We start from the raw sequence: 19,749 nt of genomic DNA on the forward strand, positions 1-19,749 counted from the left end.
CTAATGGAGAATAGCGAGGGATTATGAGTGAAGTTGAGGAGTACCGTTGTACTGTCGCGGTGACATTAGAGGTGATTGGTGGCAAATGGAAGAGCCTTGTCTTGTGGCATTTGCGGGAGAAAACGTTGCGTTTTAGTCAGCTTCAGCGGCGTTTGACGCGAGTGACACAAAAGATGCTTACCCAGCAGCTGCGAGATTTGGAGCGAGACGGCTTAGTGCATCGGAAAGTTTACGCTGAAGTACCACCACGGGTTGAGTATTCCCTGACAGACCTAGGTCGCAGTGTGATCCCTATCCTCAATTTGATGTGCGAGTGGGGGCATGAATTTGATCAGCAAAAGGGCGGTACTGAATCCGCTGGTGCTATCCGATGTCAGGGATAGTGCCACCGGCGAACGTGTTGCTTCGTGATCGCCGCTGGTTGCGATTATTGCTGTGGTTGATAGCGTTGTTGGCCGTGTTGCTGTGCGCGCTGCCGATTGGTTTACGCCTTGGTGGCGAGTATTGGTTGAATGAACAACCCGATATGAGCGCCCAGCTTGGCGATGTTGATCTAAACTTCTTTAACGGCACAGTTCAGTTAGAAGATTTTGAGATCTATCATCTTCAGCAGCGCGTTTTTGCGGCCAAAAAGATGAAGGTTCAAATCAGCTGGTGGCCGATGTTGCAGCGAAGATTGTATGTTGAACAGGTCGTCGTTGATGAGGGGGTCCTTTACCTAACTCAAGAACACGACGCACAACTGGTTATTGCAGGTTTTTCTTTAGCCGATGGTTCAACGCAAGAACCTGCGGTGTTGCCAGACACCTCAGCGGCAGCAGAAACTCCTGAATGGGGAATTCATAGTGGTCACGTTTCGGCACATAACTTCCAACTACGCTATCAAACACCGACTACCGAACTGAACGTTGTTGTTAATCAGCTTTCTGTAGCGCCTGTTGTCAGTTGGCGCAGTGACCTCGCTAGCCAGATTAGTGCTGATTTAGTAGTTAATGGTGGCGCGCTTAAGCTTGAGGGGGCGATTTCACCTTTTGCGGCTGATGTTCTAGTGGATACCTCTATCGGTTTGACGGGCTTTAACCTCAATACTATCGCTAAAACGCTCGATCATTCGGGGTTAAGTGAGGCCGCTGGAGCTGTTGCGTGTGCTTTGCAGCTGACCGTATCAAACTCAAATGATGAGGCACGGACTGTGAGCCTTGCGATCTCTGGCGAGATTCAGGCGACAGATTTACGCGCTGGAACACCTCAGGCGTTTCTCTATCGACTTAGCAGTCATTGGGCGGGTGATGTCACCGTGGATCTAGCAACAACGCCTGAATTGACGTTTGATGGTGCTCTCTCTCTCGCTGATGTTGATCTTGATTTGGTTGCTTCGGGACTGAAAATTGAACAACCGCATGTTACTTGGCGAGGAAAGGGAGCAGTCGTTGGCGACAAACTAACTTTGTCTGCCGATCTGAGTTTGACAGAGAGTTCAGTTACGGATTTAGCCAAACAGCGTCAGCTTTTCTCGCTTAAGAAACTTGATCTAAGCGGACTGTCAATTGATGGTCTAGAGCAAATAAATATCGGCACTATTGTTGCGCAAGGTATTCAGGCCTTGCAGCGTGGAGCTGAAGCAGACTCATCGCACAGTGTGGCGATTGAGCGGACTTCTCTCTCTACTCTGGCACTGGCTGAAATGGATCAACTTCATGTGTCTGCCCTCCATCTTGCTGGGCTACGGGTTGGTCTGAAGCGTACCGTTAATGGTGCGCTTGATCTACAGGAGTGGTTTTCACCAGCGGCAGAAGATGACGTCAGTAAGCCGCAGGTTGAGCCGCAGGTTGAGCCGCAGGTTGAGCCGCAGGAAAAGACTGAGTCACCCTTTGCTGTTCGGATTGATGAAATTAAAATTGATCAAAACAGCCAAGTGCGCCTCGTCGATTCAACCATGAACCCGCCGATCCCTGTGACCCTAAATAACGTGTTGCTGCAAATCAATGATCTCGACAGCAATACGCCACAGCAGCAGAGTTCTGTCGTCTTTTCATCGAAATTAGGGAATTACTCGAGTATTGCAGTTAACGGTCATGTTAAGCCGTTTATGCAACCTCTTGGCCTTGAACTTATGGGTACATTGCGTGAGTTCAATCTGGCAACGATTTCACCCTACAGCGAAAAAAGTATTGGCTATCAGCTTAAGCAAGGGCAGATGAATCTTGATTTCACTTTGCCGATTGAAAATGGAATAATGGCCCTCGAAAGTGATATTAATTTTAAGCAGCTCCGCCTCGAAGCTCTTTCCGCTGAAGACGAAATGAAAGCCTCACAAAATATTGGCTTGCCCGTCAATCTTGCATTGTCTCTGCTACGTGATCGCAGTGGTGATATTGATTTGCACCTGCCTGTTCATGGAAAAATTAATGATCCGAGTATCCGTATTGGGTCAATCGTTCGTTCTGCAATCATCCATACTCTGCATAATACCGTCATGCTTCCCCTTGCTCCTTTGGGAATTGTAACTAAGGCGGGTAATCTGCTTGGTATTGGTAATGCTCTCAATTTTGAACGAGTGGTGTTTGAACCGGGTACGGCTGTCATCATAACGACGTCAAGGGACTACTTGGCGAACATCACGACTCTGTTGAATGAGCGGCCACAATTATCTATTTCAACCTGTGGTGTTTTTACTGAGTCCGATCATAAGGTGTTCATGTTGGAAGAGAGCGATGTTGAACTGGTTCGAAAAATGCGGAGAGAGCTTGCTGACCAGCGTGCTGTGATGGTCAAAGAGTTGTTGTTAGAAGGTGGAGTTGAGGCCGCACAGGTGTTGCTGTGCCGACCAACGGCTGCTGTGGAGACAGGAAATCCAGGGGTGGAACTTGTGCTTCAGTAATATTGTAGCAGTAAAACAGATTGACATAACCATCTGCCTTGGCGGCTCTATCCAACATTTATTGATGACGTTTAGAATTGAATTATAATTTGGGGGATGTTCTATGCGCTTATGTTGTTCTGGTTTTTGTTTGGTGTTGATCTGTCTACTTGGAGTGATGACGACACCAGCGTGGTCTTACGATCAACCATCCGTTAACCTTGGTTTTACTAGCTTCGTTGATGGTGGACCTCCTGCTGGCCCTGGTCTGTATTTTACGGAATATATTCAATACTATCAAGCGGATCGTTTTGCCGACACTGGCCTAACCGATGCTGATATTGAGGCGTGGGTCAGCCTTAATCAGTTGATCTATCAATCCGACACTCCCGTGCTGTTTGGTGGGAAATGGGGTCTTGATGTGATTGTCCCTGTGGTGGGTTTGGAAAGTGATCCATCGCAATTTATTCCAGACAATAACGCCGGTGTTGGTGACCTTCTCATTGGACCATTTATTCAGTGGGATCCGATTATGGGTGAAAATGGTCCTGTGTTTATGCACCGCATCGAATTGCAGACCATACTCCCTACGGGTAAATACGACGATGATAAAGTCTTAAATCCGGGAAGTAACGCTTGGGCGTTTAATCCCTATTGGGCGGCAACGTTGTTTGTGACCCCCAAGTTGACGGCAACATGGCGTATCCATTATTTGTGGAATGGAGAGAATGACGATCCGTTTGTTGTTTCTGGTGCTGACGATACTCAGGCCGGTGAAGCGGCTCACGCAAATTTTGCTGTCGCCTATGAGGTGATTCCTCATGCGTTACGTATTGGTATCAACGGTTACTATTTCAAGCAAATTGGCAGCTCTAAAGCTAATGGGCACAATGTGCCAAGTACCGGTGAAAAGGTCTTTGCCGTTGGCCCCGGTTTGGTGTGGCATTTAGATCAGAATAATCATCTATTTTTTAATTCGTATTTTGAATCTGGTGCTGAAAATAGAACCGAAGGTGAGCGCTATAATATCCGTTTTGTGCACCACTTTTAGATACTGTTATTCCTCTTGTTAGAAAAAAGCCCGTCACTTTTCAGTGGCGGGCTTTTTTGCGCGCAATTGCCCCTTTTTGTTGGGAAGTAATTTTGTACAGGTTACGAGTTGCGCACCTTATACAGGGCTCTTAAGTAGCGCGGAGTGCTTGGTTTGAGGTGACACGCCCGTTCATAGTATTTGATTGCTGCTGCGCTATCACCCGCCTGTAGGTGGGCACGGCCGAGCCAGTACATTGCGTTGGCATTGTCAGGCTGGAGGTTGGTTATGCGTAGGCTGCTATCGATGGCTTTTTGTAGGTGAAATGCAACACGCTCCTCATTGTTCGCCTGCTTAAAGCTGCGTGCGAGGGAGAGATTGAGCGGAGTGTTGCTGGGGTCTTTAGAGTACTTAATCATGTCAAGGCGGATGGCTGTTGTCAGTGTTGTTTGACTTTGGTCTACGTGGCCCAGTTGGTGCTGCGTTAGGGCAAGTTTGCGTAATAATGAGACTGATTTGGGTTTCTTTTTTAGCAGCTCGACATACAAAAACTGACTGTGTTGCCATTGATTGTAGCGTTGATAGCGCTCAGCAAACTTACTCATCCCTTTATTGATACGGTTGTCTATTTGGGGGCGAAAGTTTGGGCTAGAAAAAAGTGCGGTACTGGTTAGTGCGGCACATGTGAGAGCGATGGCTGTTGTGGCGATGATAGTTTTGTTGCTTGTGGCGCGATACGTTTTTACCTGTTGCTGTTTATGGAGCATCCAATAATGTTGTGCATAAAGGGCGAGGGCAAGCGAGATGAGAATTTCAGCCAATTCAGCCTCATTGAAATGCAGTAAACGCAACTCAAGTAACGCACCCACACAGAAAAAAGGCCATAAATAGATGGGAGCAGGCGGGATGAATTTTTTTAGTAGCCGAACTGGGCGCCAAACATTGGTCCACTGTTGCGGATAAATAGCACCGAAACCGATCAGCCCGAGTGCGAGAACGGTTTCAATTGTTCGTTTGAGTCCAGTGTCGTAAGGGCCAGTAATGAAATTATGCAGATTAGTCTCTTGTTGCAGGTTGTGTTGTTGGAAAAACTGCGGTGTTTCAAGATTGAATAATCGTTGTCCCCATGAGATCTCCTCGCCGCAAACGTAAAAACAGGAAACGGCGAGAAGCGCAAAGAAAATTCCAAACTCTGAACGCGAGAATGCCAGTCGTGCACTGATGATAAGGGCGATGGCAAACAAGTAAAATTGGCACCACTCGCCGAAAAGATCTTCGTAGGTAAGCCAGATATACAGTGTTGGAAATTGCACGGCAATCACAGCAAAAGAGGTCATAAGCAAAATGAATAAAGCGTATGGGGTGACGGACTCTTTTGTTGAATTCATGTGTGCTCCATGTTGAGGGTAAAAAGACCCTTGCCGCAATGGTGGCGACAAGGGCCGATGTTAATCTTGGAACCTTAATGGCTGTCGCCATCACTATCGCTGTCGCTGTCGCTGTCACGATCATAGCTAACATCTTGAGTCTCGCAGCTGCCGCCGACAACAACCTTCGGTGACCAGTAAATACCGGTAGCATAACTTGGTGCTTGCCAGTTGAAGCTTAGGCTTTGAGTGCTATTTGCACCGAGATAGGTCTCTTGACATAGGTGGCCGATGATAGTGCCCACATCGTCATAGCCCGTCAGCTTCACCGCAGCGCTAACGTTGGTGTTAGTTGTGTTCTGAATGGCCGCTTTAACCAGTGCTGCTTGGTTGAGTTGAACTTGGCTTCCAGCGTGTGCCATGGTGCCCATTGCTAATGCGAATACCAGCGCAAAAAGTAGTACTTTTGACAATTTCATTCTATCCTCCAAGGTTCGATACGTTTTAAGTTTCAGTGACCGTCGTGGCCGTTACTGTATGACCGTTGTAGGTGCGGTAACGGTGACAATAAAGTCCTGCGCATCAGTTGTGCCAGGCTCAGCCTGGGCGGCAGCCGCATCAAAGATTGGAGTCATGCGTAGAGTGAATGTTGCATTGCCGTTGCCATCGCTGGTTGGCCAATCATTTGTGCTGCCAACAGTGATGTAGGTGTTGATGTTAACGTTACCGAGGTCGTCGATATCGGCAGGGCCCCAGAGTGGGTTTGCTGCCCATGCTGCGAGTGTTGCTGCGTCAACAGCAACTGGCTGGCGAATGTCCGTACCAACGGATGGTGGAATGGTCCATGTGCCGTCACCATTATCAACGACATCAAGAGACTCACGATAGGTTACCCATGTGCCGTCGCAGCCAGCATTCGCTGCACCAGCTAGAGCGGCTTCTTCGTCAAAAGCACCATCGCAACTCGCCATGAGAGAGTTGTCAGTGTAGGAGATGCCGTCCATGTCGAAGAAATAGCCACCCTTCATTTGGTTTGAAGGGAGCCACTCGCCGAATAGATCGCGGTGGACTTGACTTAAGCCTGTTGTAACGATGTTGGTTTCACCAGCAAGAAGACCAAATGATGCGCGGGCGTATGGGTAGAAGTATCCTGCCGTTGCGTGGTGCTTGTCAGGAGCGCCAAATAGGCCGTGAGCCATCAGCGAGTCGAGCTCACCTTGGTTAGCCATGCTGCTCGCTGTCGGAGCGCTGTTGGAGAACTTGGTGCCGTCGCGCAGACCAAAGGCGAGTCCTTGACCCGATTGCGCTTCAACGAAGTTGCCGTTGGCATCAACAAAACCGAGTTGAGTGGTGTAGCCTGTCATGCGCTCAGTTGTTTGATTGCCATATTTTTGCAAAATGCGGTAGATATCTTCACTGCCTGTATCGGAAACGTTAAAAGTTAAATCAACTGGGCCATCAATAACATAGCTGACCATTTTAAAACGCTTGCTTGACTGCCAAGGATCAGAACATTGCTTGAGGTCAACGCCCCACCAGTCGCTCATCTCGGTGGCGGTAGGAGTTGAATCTGGGTTCCATCCTGCTGACATAATGCAGTTTTCGCCAGTTGAGTCATCGTTATTGACAACGCTTAGCCCGGGGCCTTGAGTGTCGCGCTCTTTCCAGGTCATCGCACCATTGGTGAAGAAGTTCGTGCCAACACCGTATTTATCATAACCGCTTGGCATGAAACCGCCGGTTGCTACGGAACCTGTAGTCGGATCAACCAAAGACCCTTCGGGAATGTAATTGTACTGATCAAAAACAAAAGCAGGGTTTGTAACGTTGGTGGCAGGCCCAATCTCAACAGCGTCCATATCCCATCCCGTAACCTGAGATGCTTCGGCGGCATTAAATGTTGCCATGGTGCCGAGAGCGACTCCAATAGCAACCGCTGTTGAAATTAAGTTTTTAGTTCGTTTCATCTACTTACTCCTCTTCTTCGGTGGTACACAACTGAAAGATTGCTGCCCCGTGAAGCACTTCGTTCAGATGCTCTCCTTCCCATAAGGTGAGTTAGCAGCAATATCAGAACAAAGTTTGAAATCTGTTGGAAATCGAACGTTCATTCAACCTTTTTGCATTGAGCGTGCCAGTTCGGTGTATGTAATTCTCATACGCCTGTTTGCGCTTCATTAGAGGGGGTATAAGTATTATCCATGAAGGTATAAGGAATTCGATTGGGTGTTTTTGCTCAGAAAGATTAAAATTGGGGGTTCTTTTGGCGAAAAGTGCGGTTTTTAACGCAAAAAAGCAATTTTGTGAATATTTTTATAAAATTGAGAATATAATGTTTTTAGTTTAATTGATTAGATATAATTTTATGTTTCGCTTTAAATGTCAATTTTTATCTAATTTTCTGAAATAGATGGTGTTGTACGTGTGGGAGAAGAGGGCGGGTCAATTTTTATTTGTTTTGATTTTACTCTAAAATTAAGCCACCGATGATCTGTGTAAATTGAGGTTTGTTTGTAACTGTTTTTCTGCTGTTTCGATTGCTAACTAAGTGATATCTGTCGTCGATGTTGTTTTGTCGTGTCGATTTTTGTGTTGTGGATTTAAGGGGTTTTGTAGGTGTTTTTAACTTTGAATTACTTAAGTAAAAGTAGGGTGTTTGTGAAGTGATGTAGTTGGAACGGTTGAATCCGTAGCTGCCGATAAAAATAGTGACTGAGTTCTTTACCGAGATAAATACTTTATTATAGCTGTGTTGCATTTTATCGGTATCCGTTCTGCAGATACCGATAAAATGATTTGATTTATTTAGGCGCATGAATATTCAAAATTGTATTTTACTTTTTGAAATTATTTGGATTGGGCCGAACTTTTTGCATCATTGCTGAGTAATTATACTTATCCCATCACTTTTGGTTCGACAATACCCCGTTTAATTGCGCTACCACCTCAGCATCATGAAGAATTCCGACATGATCGGCGTTAAATCCGCGAATGTCGACGGCAGCATTCTGCGCCTCGGTGCGTAGTTGACTGCGTAATGCAATGACACCATCACTACTCTCGTTAATAAACATACTTTGCTCACCACCGTAGCTGAACAAAAGGTGGTAAGGAAGCTCCCGTGGCAGAGATTTAGTGAATAACTGCTGTAAAAAAGGGCTTCCGGGGGCCATGTCGTACCAGCAGGGGATAATGACTGGAGAGTACTCCACTCCCTTGCTAGCCATGTCGTGACCCATCCACGGTGTCGAAATCGTTAAATAATAGTGGATGAAATCGCTGCGCTCCTCATAGACCAGGTCGTTAATCGCTGCGCGCGAGACCAGCCCGCCCATACTGTGAGCGATAACCGCCATCTGGGTAAATTCATATTCCTCTTGTATATATTGTAGCTCTTCACTGAGCACTTCACCAAGCGCCTGCAAGCGTAATCCTGATGGGTAATAATAAAACCATGGCTGAAATTTCTCGCGGTCAAGTCCTTGCGCTAACGTGCGCCATTCACTGGGGTTTCCGCCCACACCATGCACAAACAGCACTGGAATCTTGTCGGGATTGTAGGGTTCGAGAAAATAGATTCCTGACTCGATGGTTTTCATGAATTTGCTCGGTTTCCACATGCCGAGGCTGCCATTTTCGGCAGTAAAGCGCGGATCATCGAGAGTCACCACTTCGCCAAAAACCATTTGTGGAATCTTAACGGGTAGTGGCTCAAGGTGTGGAATGTAGAGTTGAGGCAGCTCTTTACGCGAGACTTCAATCGGGCGCATCTCTATCAGAAGATCGAGAATATCTACTCCAGCGGTGACTCTTGTCATCCTTGCATCGCCATTCCAGCCAACAAGCTCGGTAGATTGGAACTCCATATCTTCATTTTCATCTTGGAATGCGAAGAGGAAAAAGTTTCCGCTCGCCTGCCTAAAGCGAAATGAACCGTCACCATAAATCAAACGCTCACCGACAATTGATTTGGGTTTCTTCCCTGTTTCATCAAGGGCGATGACTAACAGCACAATAGGTCCTTCGCCGCCGAGGTTGTTTTTTACTTTACCTTCAAGTAGCGACAGCTGGTCAACCTCTGCTAACTGTTCATTGGCTGCTAGACCTGATAGCCCTACTAGATTGAGGAAGTTATGAGTAGAGCATCCTTGAAGTAGTAGTGGACTCAGTAAAAATAAAACTATTTTTAGTATGAATTTCATAAAAGTTAACCTCATTGTATAAATTTACCGTATGAAAAAATGGAGTTTAATCAATGCCATGGGTTGAGCTGGTTGCTTTGGACCACTACGCTAGCAGTACGGGCGGAATTTGAGCTTCACATGGAATCTTTACCTGACACAGCCCGCAAGGGGTAGCGCCAGTGGCGTAAGTTTTTGTCGCGTACGGGGCGGTTACCTCACGAATGTAGTTGAAGCATGCTGATTTATCATGGCCGCCATCGGTGGTAATCGCAGCGGCTGGGCACCGAGAAATACAGGCTCCACATTTGCCTTTAGCGTACCATAGACACCAAGCGTGATGGTTGTCGCCGTAGTCCCGTTTTGACGGTGGCAGGTCGGCTTTCACCACCACTGAACCGAAGCGAACCGCTTTGCCCCAGCGGGTGATCAAGCCATCCGAGAGGCCGAAGGTGCCATGTCCGGCGATGAAAGCAACGTGACGCTCCGACCAATTAGAAGCGATACCAAAGTTCTTTGAGTTATGGGTGCCGAAGTCAGGTAGGCGCTCTGGCGCTAGCGCTGGATAACCTGAGGTCGTGAGAGTTTTGGCCAGATGTGAGCGCAGCGCGCAGTTGAACTCCTCGCCATAAAAGCGAGATTTTGCCCAGCGTTTGGCAGGAAATTCTTTTTCCTGTCGCTGGTCGTTGCGAGTCGCTTCGGTTTGCGGCAGTACGTAACTGATCACTCGCAGTTCAGCGGCTGATACTGGGGTATCGGGAAACGCCAGCGCATAAGCTTCTTGGGGGGTCCAAAGAAATGGGCCGATCTGTTCTTTTAGCGTAGCAAACAGCGGATCGTTCCCTGCGGCAATGGCAACATGTGGTTTGCACCACGCTTGTTCATCATCATAGAGATGTAAACTATTGGTTGGGGAACTGGCCCAGAAATCGTGAATGATTTGCTCAATATGCGCGATGGTGCTGTTTTGATCTACTGAGTTCATGGTAAATTCTTCCTAGCCATCTTAGCGATTGTCGTATAAGGCTTGGTTTGGTTCTGGCAGTTCTTTTTTGTCATAATTCAATTTTTTAATCAGTGGAATGATAGCATTGAATCTTCACTCGATTATCAATAAATTTTAAGTTTAAAGAAAATTATGACAGAAGGTGAAGTCGTCTAAAGGCCTCTAGCTCGAAGTTTTAATTTAATCTACATCGTCAACCTAAGCGAACTGAATACCATAACTCTTTGTCCCTGCATTAGATTGCCTGCCTAAATGAATAAAATTGAACATAATATCACTAAGATCTATCTGATTAAAACGGCACGCTGGTTGATGTTGACCACCCCTTATCTTCCTTTATTCATGGGGGACAACGGTATTGATAAAGCCAGCTATGGTTTGTTGGCAGCGATCCATGCCATGTCGATTATCGTTTTTGAAATCCCCTCTGGCTATCTTGCTGATGCCATTGGCCGCAAGAGGACGTTGGTAATTGGTTCTATGCTAGGCGCTTTGGGTTATGTCATCTATTCACTTTCCTTCAGCTTTGTTGGTTTTTTGTTGGCACTGGTTACTCTTGGCTTAGGCCAAAGCCTGATCTCTGGCTCGGACTCAGCCATGCTTTATGAGACTCTGATGTCGATGAAAAAAGCGGGGGAGTACTCTCGATACGAAGGGCGAGTGATCGCCTTTGGTAGTTTAATGGAAACCATCGGTGCGCCGTTAGGTGGATTGCTTGCCGTGATGAGTTTACGCTACCCCTTTATTGCTCAAGCCGTCGTTGCGCTTATCGCTGTGCCTGCTGCGTTGACCTTAGTTGAACCGCAAGGGGAGTTGTCGGCCCAAGGTCGTTCGGCAAACTTGCTGCCAGCGTTGAAAAAGTCATTGTTGTTGGATGGCAAGCTGCTGTTGCTGGTTGGCTTTTCATCATTGATTGGTGGCGGAACCTACACCATGGCGAAATCAATCCCGTATTGGTATAACGAAACCGTGCAATCCTCAGCACTCGAGTTAGGATTGTTCTGGAGCGCCCTAAATCTGAGCGCGGCACTGTTCTCGGCTTATGCCTATCGCTTGGAACGTAAAATCAATCGTTTGGTTTTTATGGCAATCATTGGTTTCGTGGTCTCGTTAAGCTTTATTGGCCTCGGTTACGCCCCTACCTATCTGGCCATTGCGCTACTGTTTCTCTTTTACTGCGTTCGTGGCTTGGCCACTCCAATCTTGAAAAATTACATCAACGATCACACTACGTCAGATATCCGTGCCACGGTGTTGTCGGTACGGATGTTTCTGGTTTATGTGATATTTGCCGCGCTGTTTCCGTTAATGGGTTGGGTGGGAGAGCTATCGAATTGGGGTAATGCGTTGATATTGGCGGGGACTATTTTTGCTTTTTTTACAAGTATTGCGGTGGTTGTATTTTACTGTGTACAGAGGGCACAAGGGGCAGAGGCTGAGTAGGGTCGTGTGGAAACTGGGAAGTTTACCGAGTTAGCAGCATCCTCGTGGCGGACCTTGGTTTGATTTATCTCGTGATTGTGCGTTTAAGAATAAACACAAAAGACAGTAGCGGGGCTTGCATTCATAATGTAAACGACAATACGGCTGGCTAGGTGGAGCATTATTTGTCTTTTCCTCTCCATATGATTGGCGGGTGATGCCGTGATTCGCACCGCCCGCCAACGGCAGAGTGTTTCCCGGCTAACTCACCAACCCGGCGGGCTAAACCATCTTTTTGATTATCTATAGGTTATTCACACGAACTTGCCCCAGTGTTTAAACAGTCAAAATATGCCGAAATCCCTTGGCGAAACATGAGGAGTGCTTCCTTGGTGGCGTTAGGGTTGGTTTGTACCAAGGTGCGCTGCCTGGCGTGCTGAAACCCTTGCACCGTATTCTTTTGGAGTTGACCTGATCTTAGTTGCTCAGCGATAACGTCCGAAGAGATAAAGGCGATGCCATCGCCGTTAATAACAGCGTTGATAATTAAGTGGATGTCGTCGTAGACAATGAAACGTTTAAATTCAGAAAAATCCCTGCCAATAAACGACAGATTTTTGTCGAGAAAAATTCGCGAGCAGCATCCTTCCTGACGGCCATACAGGGTTAGGCTGGTGAGGTCATCAATGCTGATTTTCCCTGTTGGTAGCCCCAGCTTGGGTGAGCTAATAAAAACAATGTCATCGCCAGGCAACTCCTCAGTGATAAATTCAGAAAGATCCAGACACTGACAGTGCTCGATGATCGCTAAATCGAAGTTGTCTCTCTTCAATCCCTCAAGAATCGCTTCGGGAATATCAAACATAAATTCCAAACCTGAAACATGGCCACTTTGCAGCATGAAATCTTTCATGATATTGGGAAGATGAGCAATGGCAAAAGCCGGAGTGCAGCCAAAAGAAAAACTGTCTTTCTCTTCCACATCTTTAAGACTGCTGAGCAGTTCCTTTTCCATGGCCAGCATGCGCTGCGCTTTTTCTAGGACCACACGACCATTTTCGGTCAAGGTGAGTTTTGACCCACTTCGGTCTAATAGTTGTTTTCCGCAGTGATCTTCGAGTGATTTAATCCGCCGTGACACCGCCGACTGGGTGACGCACAGCTTTGATGCCGCTTTTGAGATGTTTCCTATTGCGGCAACTTCAATCAGTGTTTTGAGATTGAGAAGATCCATTTAGAATCACTCCTTATTGTATACGTACGGTATGCGTGATGCGCATAGTGAGTATGAATTCGTTTCACTTTATTTATAAGGTTTTCCCGCGGTACTTTGCAATGGTTATTTAGGATTAAAAGTTAGAAGTCCCTATTTTTGCGAACAAATCAGTGGAGGTATTGATGGAAGTAAGACCGAGGAAAAGCCTTAGTAGTTGGTATGCGTTAGGTGCATGCTTGATGAGCGCGATATTGCTGTGTGGCTGTGGTACTGGCTCTGGTGGTTCGTCAGACAGTTATAGTGATCCACAAGCTGAGTATTACGCCAATGATGCTTCTGGCAGCACGACGATTGATGCTGCCACAGTTAAGTCGTGGGTAGAAAATGGTATGATGACCGAAAGTGGTCAACGTGTTGTTGTGATCGACTGCGTACCAAACCCGGCCGGAGTCTTTCCTAACTCTGATATGGATTCATGGTTTGCCGGCGATGTCGGTAAGATTAAAGTTAATATGGCGGCCCAGTATGGTGGAACAACTGCTCCGCAATACAAAATGATCGATATGCTGAATGGTGCTGGTTACCTCGGTCATATTCCTGGAGCCATTATCAATGTCTCACATGAAGGCTATGAAGTCACCGCGCGCAATGACGGTCCAATTCTGGCGGATCATGAAGTTGGTACTGGAAGCTTGATTGATCAGATGATCCAAGATTCTGGTATTACCAAAGATGATGTCCTCGTTTTCACCACGTCGCGACTCGATTATCCTGGCTTTTGTCCAGCACGCCTGTGGTGGACTTTACGTTATTGGGGCATTGCTCGCGACCACCTGTTGGTCTTAAATGGTGGCAATAAAGCGTATGTTAATGCGGGTGGCACGTTGCAAACCGGTGTGACTTTACCAACCATCATCCCATCGACATTCTGTCCTACCGATTTAGGGAAACGTTTTCTTGATACGCGTATTGGCCTTGGTGAGTTGATCTCGTTGGTCGATTCAGGTCGAACCGTACTGCCTGATACTGACCCCAATCAAGTGATTGTACTTGACGCTCGTCAACCGCCAGCCGCTTTATTCTTTAAAGATGGCAATGCCAATGGTATCCCGGAGGTCTTTGAAGCTGTTGCCGATGGTTATAGCTACGACGCGACAACAAAAGATTTTTCTAACGGAACAACTCATATCACTCTGAGTGAATTTGTTTTCGGTGCTGACTACCTGAACCAAGAATTTAAGATGGCAAATCCACCAGTTGATCTGGCCGGTCTATATTTCGGTATCAATGCCGCTCCTGTAATAGGTCCAATTGCTATTCCTTTGGGTGCTAAGCCAGCAGCCTTTGAAGGAACTATCAAAGGCGCTAAGATCACCAAGACCCCTACTCTCAACATCACAATCCCAACGTTTACCAATGCAGACGGTAGCTACAAAACTCAAGAACAACTTTTGCCATTGTTTGCCACAGCTGGTATCGACGGTACAAAGCCGATTATCACCTACTGTAACTCAGGGGCTTTAGCCGCAATTTACTACTATGTTCTCAAAGAGGTCTGCGGTTTCTCCGCTGTACTTATGTATGATGGCTCTTGGCAGGAATGGGCCAGCTTAACAGCCTTTGAACCAGCGACAACCAAATACGTCATGACTGATGATTATAACGTTTTTCCTGCTTACCCTGCAGGATCTCCTAAAGTTCCAGTGTTTGCTGGAATGAATAATTATTTTGAGTACGATGTAACTTCAGATCAGTTTGTCGATACCCGCACTGGTGCAGTTATAAACACTGATATCGTCGCTGGTGGTGGATTAGACGGTAATGTCACTTGGGACACCATCACTCGTTCTGACCATGTCATGTTCCGTCCGACTGCAAGCTTAAATAGCTCAGTCGTTGCGCCTACTAGCCTTTTCAGCACCATCACCTATAACAGCGCAACGGATTGGCCTTCCTTCAAGACCTACCCAGATTACGCTGGCGACGGCAACGAAATCAGCAGCCAAGATGAAGCTTATGTTCCGGGTACTGGAACATCCAGTGGCAGTGATGCTCCTACTGCCTTCGTTCCTGCTGGTGGTGGTTGTTAATCGCACGACTTAACTGATTAAGTAATAAAATAAAGGAGATATATATGTTCAAACTTAAAATAGGTGTGCTGGCAACTGCTGCTGCTGGTTTGGTTTTAATGGCATCAACAGCTTTTGCTGGCCCAACATGGACATTCGGCCCTGAAGATGAAGGCTTGATGAAACTGGAGTACAAAGGCCAATTTCAGTTAGACTACCGTGATACTGGTGCTGGCGCACAGGGTGATGCCGATACTTCGGAGTTTAGCTTTCGTCGTAACCGTGTGGCTTTGATGGCTGCGTACAACGGCTTAGGGCTTTATTTTCAAACCGAGTACAACGAAGATAACAACATCAACAGCTTCTCTGTTAATGATGGCGCCGATGGTAACTTCCGCGTGATCGATGCTCAGATCCGTTACAAGTTCAACGACGCCCTTCAGTTTCGCTTAGGTAAGTATAAGTATAACTTTACCCGTGAAAACCTCGAAGCGTGTGAAGCACCATTGACCTTGGATCGCTCACTGATGATTCGTGCGCCATTTGTTGCAACTCGCGACAAAGGGGTCACTCTTTGGGGGAACCTTTTTGATGGCCTCTTCCAGTATCGTCTCGATGCCATGAATGGTCGTAACGATTCAGTTTCTTCACCTGATTCTAACTTCCGTTATGGTGCACGTGCTCACGTTACTTTGTTAGATGGCGAAAAAGGCTATGGCTACAAAGGTACGTATCAGGGCAAGAAAAAAGTGATCACCCTTGGCGGTGCCTATCAGATGGAGCAAGATGTTGCTTATGCTGATTACGCAGGTAAGTCTGATGCTGTGGATTACAAAGGGTGGACTGTTGACCTCTTTGCTGAGTATCCAGTCGAGGATATCGGTACCTTTACCTTCTCTACCGCTTATGTTGAGTATGACTTGGATGATGCGTACAAAGGGATCGATCCTGATGATAACGTCATCGGCCTTAACGGCGAGAAGAATGGTGGTTACACTAAGCTTGCCTACATGATGCCAAATACACCATTACAATTCTTTGTTCGTGCTGAAAACTGGTCTTTTGCTCAGTTAGACGGCGTTTACGACCAAGAAGTTGATTGGTATGGTGGTGGTGTTAACTACTACTTCCGTGGTCAGAACTTGAAATTGACTGTTGAGTATTCAGCTGTCGAGTTTGGCACTGAAACAGCATTGGTCGAAGATTTCGCCACCATTACTGCTCAGCTTCAGGTGATTTTCTAAGCGATGCGTGCAGATTGATGCACCGGCAATGCGTTACTGATTAGCCGTTCTTCCTGCCTCCACATCTAACTGGTTATACAGTGCGATGATGCGGGTGATATGTGCTGGCCCCCTGTTTCGACAGGGGGCCATGTTTTTTTGTTAATTTTCAAACCAACCGGTAGTGCGCTTGCAGAGACCAACGAGCATTAGCATCAAGGGAACCTCGATCAATACTCCGACTACGGTCGCCAGTGCCGCCCCAGAGGAGAGGCCGAAGAGCATAACGGCAGTGGCGATGGCCACTTCGAAATGATTAGAAGCTCCGATCAAGGCGACAGGTGCAGCATCCTCATACTTTAGTTTCATCACCTTTGCCGCGACGTAACCTAGGCCAAAAATGAAAACGGTCTGGATAAAGAGCGGGATCGATATCCAGAGGATGGTGAGCGGATTTGCCAGAATAGTTTCACCTTTAAAGCTGAACAGCAGAATCAGAGTCAACAGCAGTGCGCTGATGGTGATTGGTGTCAGTAGGTGCAAAAACTTTTCTTTGAACCATTGTTCCCCTTTATGACCGATGATCCATTTGCGTGACCAGTATCCCGCCACCATCGGTAGCGCCACATAGATCGCAACAGAGAGCACCAATGCCTGCCATGGCACCGGAAGTCTGCCGACTCCAAGCAGGTACCCGCCCAGAACGCCGTAGAGAACGAGCATCGTTAAAGAGTTTAACGCCACCATGACAAGTGTCAATCCATCATTGCCCCGCGCCAAATATCCCCACACCAGCACCATGGCGGTACAGGGAGCGATACCGAGTAGAATGCAACCCGCAAAATAACTGCGCCATAAGGGGATCTGAAGCATTTTTATCCCGTCCTGAAGCACAACCGTTCCAACTCCGTGCTCCGATCCTACCGGCAAATCAAGGCCGAACGGCATCTTTACGACATCTATCGCCTCAATGCCAATCAACCCCTTGAATAAAAACCCCAAAAATAGCAAGGCAATCGCATACATGGTAAACGGTTTGATGCACCAGTTGATGAACAGGGTTAAAAAAACAGGTTTGCCGCTCTTGCCCGCTTTGACAACCGTGGCAAAGTCTATTTTAACCATGATCGGATACATCATAAAAAAGAGGCAGATGGCAATAGGGATGGAAACGACGGGCGCTCCATTGACGTGGATAGCCATGCCGTCCAATGTTTGGGCTAGATCAGGGGCAATTTTACCGAGGAGTATTCCGGCGATAATACATAATCCAATCCAGATGGTCAGGTAGCGTTCAAACAGGCTGGTCATCTGGCGGTTATTTTCTGGATAAATGTGCTTGCTCATCATTGTTGTCCTTAATCAGGGCGTGTTGCGACAACCTCGCGTATCTCGTTGCTCATGTTGCGATGCGCCCTGTTCATGCGGTTCTTTGGCAATCTTCGGTGGAGCGTCGACGCCGATATAGGCCACCGTACCAATCCAGCAAAGTCGCTTTGATGGCATCTTCTTGAGGTGTTCAAGTCAACCGTGCGTTTGACTATTTCTCATGTGTGCTTGGCCCGCTCTATATTAAAGTGGTGTTCGGCATTTAATTTACCAAAATTGAACGTTTTTTAGCTATGAAAGCAGTCGTTAATCTCTCACCATTAAAATAGATCAAGCCATATAATTATTATACTTACGATATGTGGATATGCTACACCTTAAATGTTTTCAAAAGAGGTTTGCTCGCAACGATAAAACTAAATACCGACTATTTGACTTATTACCTTCTCAACTTGGAATTTGTACTCCAATACAAATTCTCGCCTATACTCTAGGAATTAGCCACTCGGTTACGCCCCTACCTCTCTGACCATTGCGTTAATGTTTCTCTTTTACTGCGTTCGCGGCTTGGCCACTCCAATCTTGAAAAATTACATCAACGATCACACTACGTCAGATATCCGTGCCACGGTGTTGTCGGTACGGATGTTTCTGGTTTATGTGATATTTACCGCGCTGTTTCCGTTAATGGTTGGGTGGGTGATAGGTCAAATTGGGGTAATGCACTCATGTTGGCATGTGGTTTCTTTGCTTTTTTTACCAGTATTGTGGTGGTGGTGGCTTTTTACTATTCCTGTAACCGGCAACAGCCGTCTGTCGATTGATTCAGGACATTTAAGTAGGTAATGGTAACAATTATTGGCTGAAGTATGTGGCGAAATTTCTGCCATTATCCGCTCAATAGTCCAATAAAAAAGCCCTCTGCAAATTAGCAGAAGGCTTCAAGTATCGGTGAAATAAATGTGGGCTTGTTTCTGCCATTTATTCACGATCCGCTTTGCTTCTTCAATCGTCAATCAATAGTCATATCCGCTCTTTTTGGCCTTACGAAGATTACCGGTAAACAACCAATCGTTTTCTGCTACAGCGGTATGGCAACCAATGCAGCCATTAGGTGCTCCCTCTTTTAACACTGTGCCGTCAGGAGCATATTTTACCCAGAAATAGTCACCAGCCGCAGGATTATATCCGCTTTTTTTAACCATGATCGTAATGGCGGCTAACTTTTTATCGGGCGAAAAATTCTCTTTAACGACAATGGCTCCATCAGGTAGTGTGCCTGCCTGTTGTTCAATCGCCTTGAGGGCAATCCCATTGACATAGGTGGTCAGAAACGCACCATGAGGTTGTGTACCTGGATATAATTCATTTTTTCCCGGCCACATTGCCCACGATTTGTAATCATCCGTCTGGGTAATGTACTGATAGTAATCTGCTCCAGAAACCTGTGGCACCACTTTCTCAGCTTTACACCCAGTAACTCCCAATCCTGTAATCAGCACGAGCAAAAGGTAAAATACGGTTTTTTTCATCGGCTTGCCTCCATTGCGCATCATGTTTGACGTAGCGATCAGCTCCAGATTAAAGAGCTGACCGACGTTCAGATTGGTGTCACCACTTAACGTGCTGCAGCAGCACCATATTGATTAAATCTAACATGGAAACGAGACCTGTCAATGACGACTACGATAGGTTGTGACATTGAGTGACAAGGTGGTTACCGGAGGATTAAAGTTGTAAGTGCATGCGTGTATTCTAAAAAAAATAGTGCTGTAAAACCAGAGGCAACGGCATAACCGACAGTGCCTCTGGTTTAATTCGTAGGTTTTTTATTGAAGACTTACTATGTACGCGAGGTGATGCTGAAAAAAGCAATACTCTGTTGTAAATGTTCTGCTTGGCTATTAAGTTCTTCGGAGGTAGATGCCATCTCCTCAGATGCGTCGCGGCGGAAGGTTTTGTTGTTGATTTTACTTGTCATGGCTGTCCCTAGCTTTTTAAGCTTCTGGTCAGCGGTGATTGACCTGTTTATTTGGCGGCAATATA

At 46.6% G+C, this 19,749-nt stretch carries 16 protein-coding genes; 6 read left to right on the top strand and 10 right to left on the bottom strand.

Annotation, left to right across the window (positions count from 1 at the left end; translation table 11 throughout):
* The first annotated feature begins 23 nt into the window (after nt 1-23).
* The 3 genes from ACZ5KY_RS04870 to ACZ5KY_RS04880 all read left to right on the top strand — a co-directional run bounded on the left by ACZ5KY_RS04870 (nt 24) and on the right by ACZ5KY_RS04880 (nt 3,911).
* A complete protein-coding gene (locus tag ACZ5KY_RS04870; RefSeq protein ID WP_464242781.1) occupies nt 24-383 on the top strand; it encodes a winged helix-turn-helix transcriptional regulator in 360 nt (119 codons plus the stop codon).
* Nucleotides 371-2,881, top strand: coding sequence for a DUF748 domain-containing protein (locus ACZ5KY_RS04875; RefSeq protein ID WP_464242782.1), 2,511 nt, complete (start codon nt 371-373; stop codon nt 2,879-2,881). The genes ACZ5KY_RS04870 and ACZ5KY_RS04875 overlap by 13 nt, the downstream gene beginning before the upstream one ends.
* Nucleotides 2,882-2,984: 103 nt before the next feature.
* Entirely contained in the window at nt 2,985-3,911 is a 927-nt protein-coding gene (locus ACZ5KY_RS04880) for a SphA family protein (RefSeq protein ID WP_464242783.1), read from the top strand.
* A 101-nt stretch (nt 3,912-4,012) separates the two neighbouring features.
* Here ACZ5KY_RS04880 and ACZ5KY_RS04885 read toward each other — a convergent pair whose 3' ends face one another.
* The 5 genes from ACZ5KY_RS04885 to ACZ5KY_RS04905 form a co-directional block, all read right to left on the bottom strand.
* Entirely contained in the window at nt 4,013-5,278 is a 1,266-nt protein-coding gene (locus ACZ5KY_RS04885; RefSeq protein WP_464242784.1) for a tetratricopeptide repeat protein, read from the bottom strand.
* A 74-nt stretch (nt 5,279-5,352) separates the two neighbouring features.
* The gene (locus ACZ5KY_RS04890; protein ID WP_464242785.1) at nt 5,353-5,736 is read right to left on the bottom strand and encodes a hypothetical protein; all 384 of its coding nucleotides are present in this window, start codon (nt 5,734-5,736) and stop codon (nt 5,353-5,355) included.
* A 51-nt stretch (nt 5,737-5,787) separates the two neighbouring features.
* Nucleotides 5,788-7,224: a choice-of-anchor F family protein gene (locus ACZ5KY_RS04895; RefSeq protein WP_464242786.1), complete on the bottom strand. Its 1,437-nt coding sequence runs from the start codon at nt 7,222-7,224 to the stop codon at nt 5,788-5,790.
* 936 nt (nt 7,225-8,160) lie between these two features.
* A complete protein-coding gene (locus ACZ5KY_RS04900; RefSeq protein WP_464242787.1) occupies nt 8,161-9,459 on the bottom strand; it encodes a lipase family alpha/beta hydrolase in 1,299 nt (432 codons plus the stop codon).
* An 85-nt stretch (nt 9,460-9,544) separates the two neighbouring features.
* Entirely contained in the window at nt 9,545-10,423 is an 879-nt protein-coding gene (locus ACZ5KY_RS04905; RefSeq protein ID WP_464242788.1) for a 4Fe-4S ferredoxin, read from the bottom strand.
* Nucleotides 10,424-10,696: 273 nt separating this feature from the next.
* On the opposite strand from ACZ5KY_RS04905, the gene ACZ5KY_RS04910 reads away from it, so the two are divergent.
* The gene (locus tag ACZ5KY_RS04910) at nt 10,697-11,887 is read left to right on the top strand and encodes an MFS transporter (protein WP_464242789.1); all 1,191 of its coding nucleotides are present in this window, start codon (nt 10,697-10,699) and stop codon (nt 11,885-11,887) included.
* 289 nt (nt 11,888-12,176) lie between these two features.
* Here ACZ5KY_RS04910 and ACZ5KY_RS04915 read toward each other — a convergent pair whose 3' ends face one another.
* Entirely contained in the window at nt 12,177-13,100 is a 924-nt protein-coding gene (locus tag ACZ5KY_RS04915) for a multiheme cytochrome-associated LysR family transcriptional regulator (protein ID WP_464242790.1), read from the bottom strand.
* A gap of 164 nt (nt 13,101-13,264) precedes the next feature.
* Here ACZ5KY_RS04915 and ACZ5KY_RS04920 point away from each other — a divergent pair, with 164 nt between their 5' ends.
* Together ACZ5KY_RS04920 and extI are read left to right on the top strand one after the other, a co-directional pair.
* Complete coding sequence (locus ACZ5KY_RS04920; RefSeq protein ID WP_464242791.1) at nt 13,265-15,172, top strand: sulfurtransferase; 1,908 nt, start codon at nt 13,265-13,267, stop codon at nt 15,170-15,172.
* A gap of 44 nt (nt 15,173-15,216) precedes the next feature.
* Nucleotides 15,217-16,395 (top strand): selenite/tellurite reduction operon porin ExtI, encoded by a 1,179-nt coding sequence (gene extI, locus ACZ5KY_RS04925; protein ID WP_464242792.1) that lies wholly within the window; start codon nt 15,217-15,219, stop codon nt 16,393-16,395.
* A gap of 141 nt (nt 16,396-16,536) precedes the next feature.
* Here the strand turns inward: extI and arsB are convergent, their stop codons facing one another.
* From arsB to ACZ5KY_RS04945, 4 genes are all read right to left on the bottom strand, one after another.
* The gene (gene arsB / locus ACZ5KY_RS04930; protein WP_464244632.1) at nt 16,537-17,721 is read right to left on the bottom strand and encodes an ACR3 family arsenite efflux transporter; all 1,185 of its coding nucleotides are present in this window, start codon (nt 17,719-17,721) and stop codon (nt 16,537-16,539) included.
* A gap of 15 nt (nt 17,722-17,736) precedes the next feature.
* Nucleotides 17,737-17,880, bottom strand: a complete 144-nt coding sequence (locus tag ACZ5KY_RS04935; RefSeq protein WP_464242793.1) for a hypothetical protein — start codon at nt 17,878-17,880, stop codon at nt 17,737-17,739.
* 839 nt (nt 17,881-18,719) lie between these two features.
* A complete protein-coding gene (locus ACZ5KY_RS04940; RefSeq protein WP_464242794.1) occupies nt 18,720-19,235 on the bottom strand; it encodes a cytochrome P460 family protein in 516 nt (171 codons plus the stop codon).
* A gap of 311 nt (nt 19,236-19,546) precedes the next feature.
* Nucleotides 19,547-19,684, bottom strand: coding sequence for a hypothetical protein (locus ACZ5KY_RS04945; RefSeq protein WP_464244676.1), 138 nt, complete (start codon nt 19,682-19,684; stop codon nt 19,547-19,549).
* Nucleotides 19,685-19,749 lie beyond the last annotated feature (65 nt).

The organism is Desulfuromonas svalbardensis (assembly GCF_055389415.1).

Bases quoted from the DNA above. Each gene is read 5' to 3' on its own strand.
- ACZ5KY_RS04870 (WP_464242781.1), top strand. From the start codon at position 24: ATGAGTGAAGTTGAGGAGTACCGTTGTACTGTCGCGGTGACATTAGAG.
- ACZ5KY_RS04875 (WP_464242782.1), top strand. From the start codon at position 371: ATGTCAGGGATAGTGCCACCGGCGAACGTGTTGCTTCGTGATCGCCGC.
- ACZ5KY_RS04880 (WP_464242783.1), top strand. From the start codon at position 2,985: ATGCGCTTATGTTGTTCTGGTTTTTGTTTGGTGTTGATCTGTCTACTT.
- ACZ5KY_RS04885 (WP_464242784.1), bottom strand. From the start codon at position 5,278: ATGAATTCAACAAAAGAGTCCGTCACCCCATACGCTTTATTCATTTTG.
- ACZ5KY_RS04890 (WP_464242785.1), bottom strand. From the start codon at position 5,736: ATGAAATTGTCAAAAGTACTACTTTTTGCGCTGGTATTCGCATTAGCA.
- ACZ5KY_RS04895 (WP_464242786.1), bottom strand. From the start codon at position 7,224: ATGAAACGAACTAAAAACTTAATTTCAACAGCGGTTGCTATTGGAGTC.
- ACZ5KY_RS04900 (WP_464242787.1), bottom strand. From the start codon at position 9,459: ATGAAATTCATACTAAAAATAGTTTTATTTTTACTGAGTCCACTACTA.
- ACZ5KY_RS04905 (WP_464242788.1), bottom strand. From the start codon at position 10,423: ATGAACTCAGTAGATCAAAACAGCACCATCGCGCATATTGAGCAAATC.
- ACZ5KY_RS04910 (WP_464242789.1), top strand. From the start codon at position 10,697: ATGAATAAAATTGAACATAATATCACTAAGATCTATCTGATTAAAACG.
- ACZ5KY_RS04915 (WP_464242790.1), bottom strand. From the start codon at position 13,100: ATGGATCTTCTCAATCTCAAAACACTGATTGAAGTTGCCGCAATAGGA.
- ACZ5KY_RS04920 (WP_464242791.1), top strand. From the start codon at position 13,265: ATGGAAGTAAGACCGAGGAAAAGCCTTAGTAGTTGGTATGCGTTAGGT.
- extI (WP_464242792.1), top strand. From the start codon at position 15,217: ATGTTCAAACTTAAAATAGGTGTGCTGGCAACTGCTGCTGCTGGTTTG.
- arsB (WP_464244632.1), bottom strand. From the start codon at position 17,721: ATGAGCAAGCACATTTATCCAGAAAATAACCGCCAGATGACCAGCCTG.
- ACZ5KY_RS04935 (WP_464242793.1), bottom strand. From the start codon at position 17,880: ATGCCATCAAAGCGACTTTGCTGGATTGGTACGGTGGCCTATATCGGC.
- ACZ5KY_RS04940 (WP_464242794.1), bottom strand. From the start codon at position 19,235: ATGAAAAAAACCGTATTTTACCTTTTGCTCGTGCTGATTACAGGATTG.
- ACZ5KY_RS04945 (WP_464244676.1), bottom strand. From the start codon at position 19,684: ATGACAAGTAAAATCAACAACAAAACCTTCCGCCGCGACGCATCTGAG.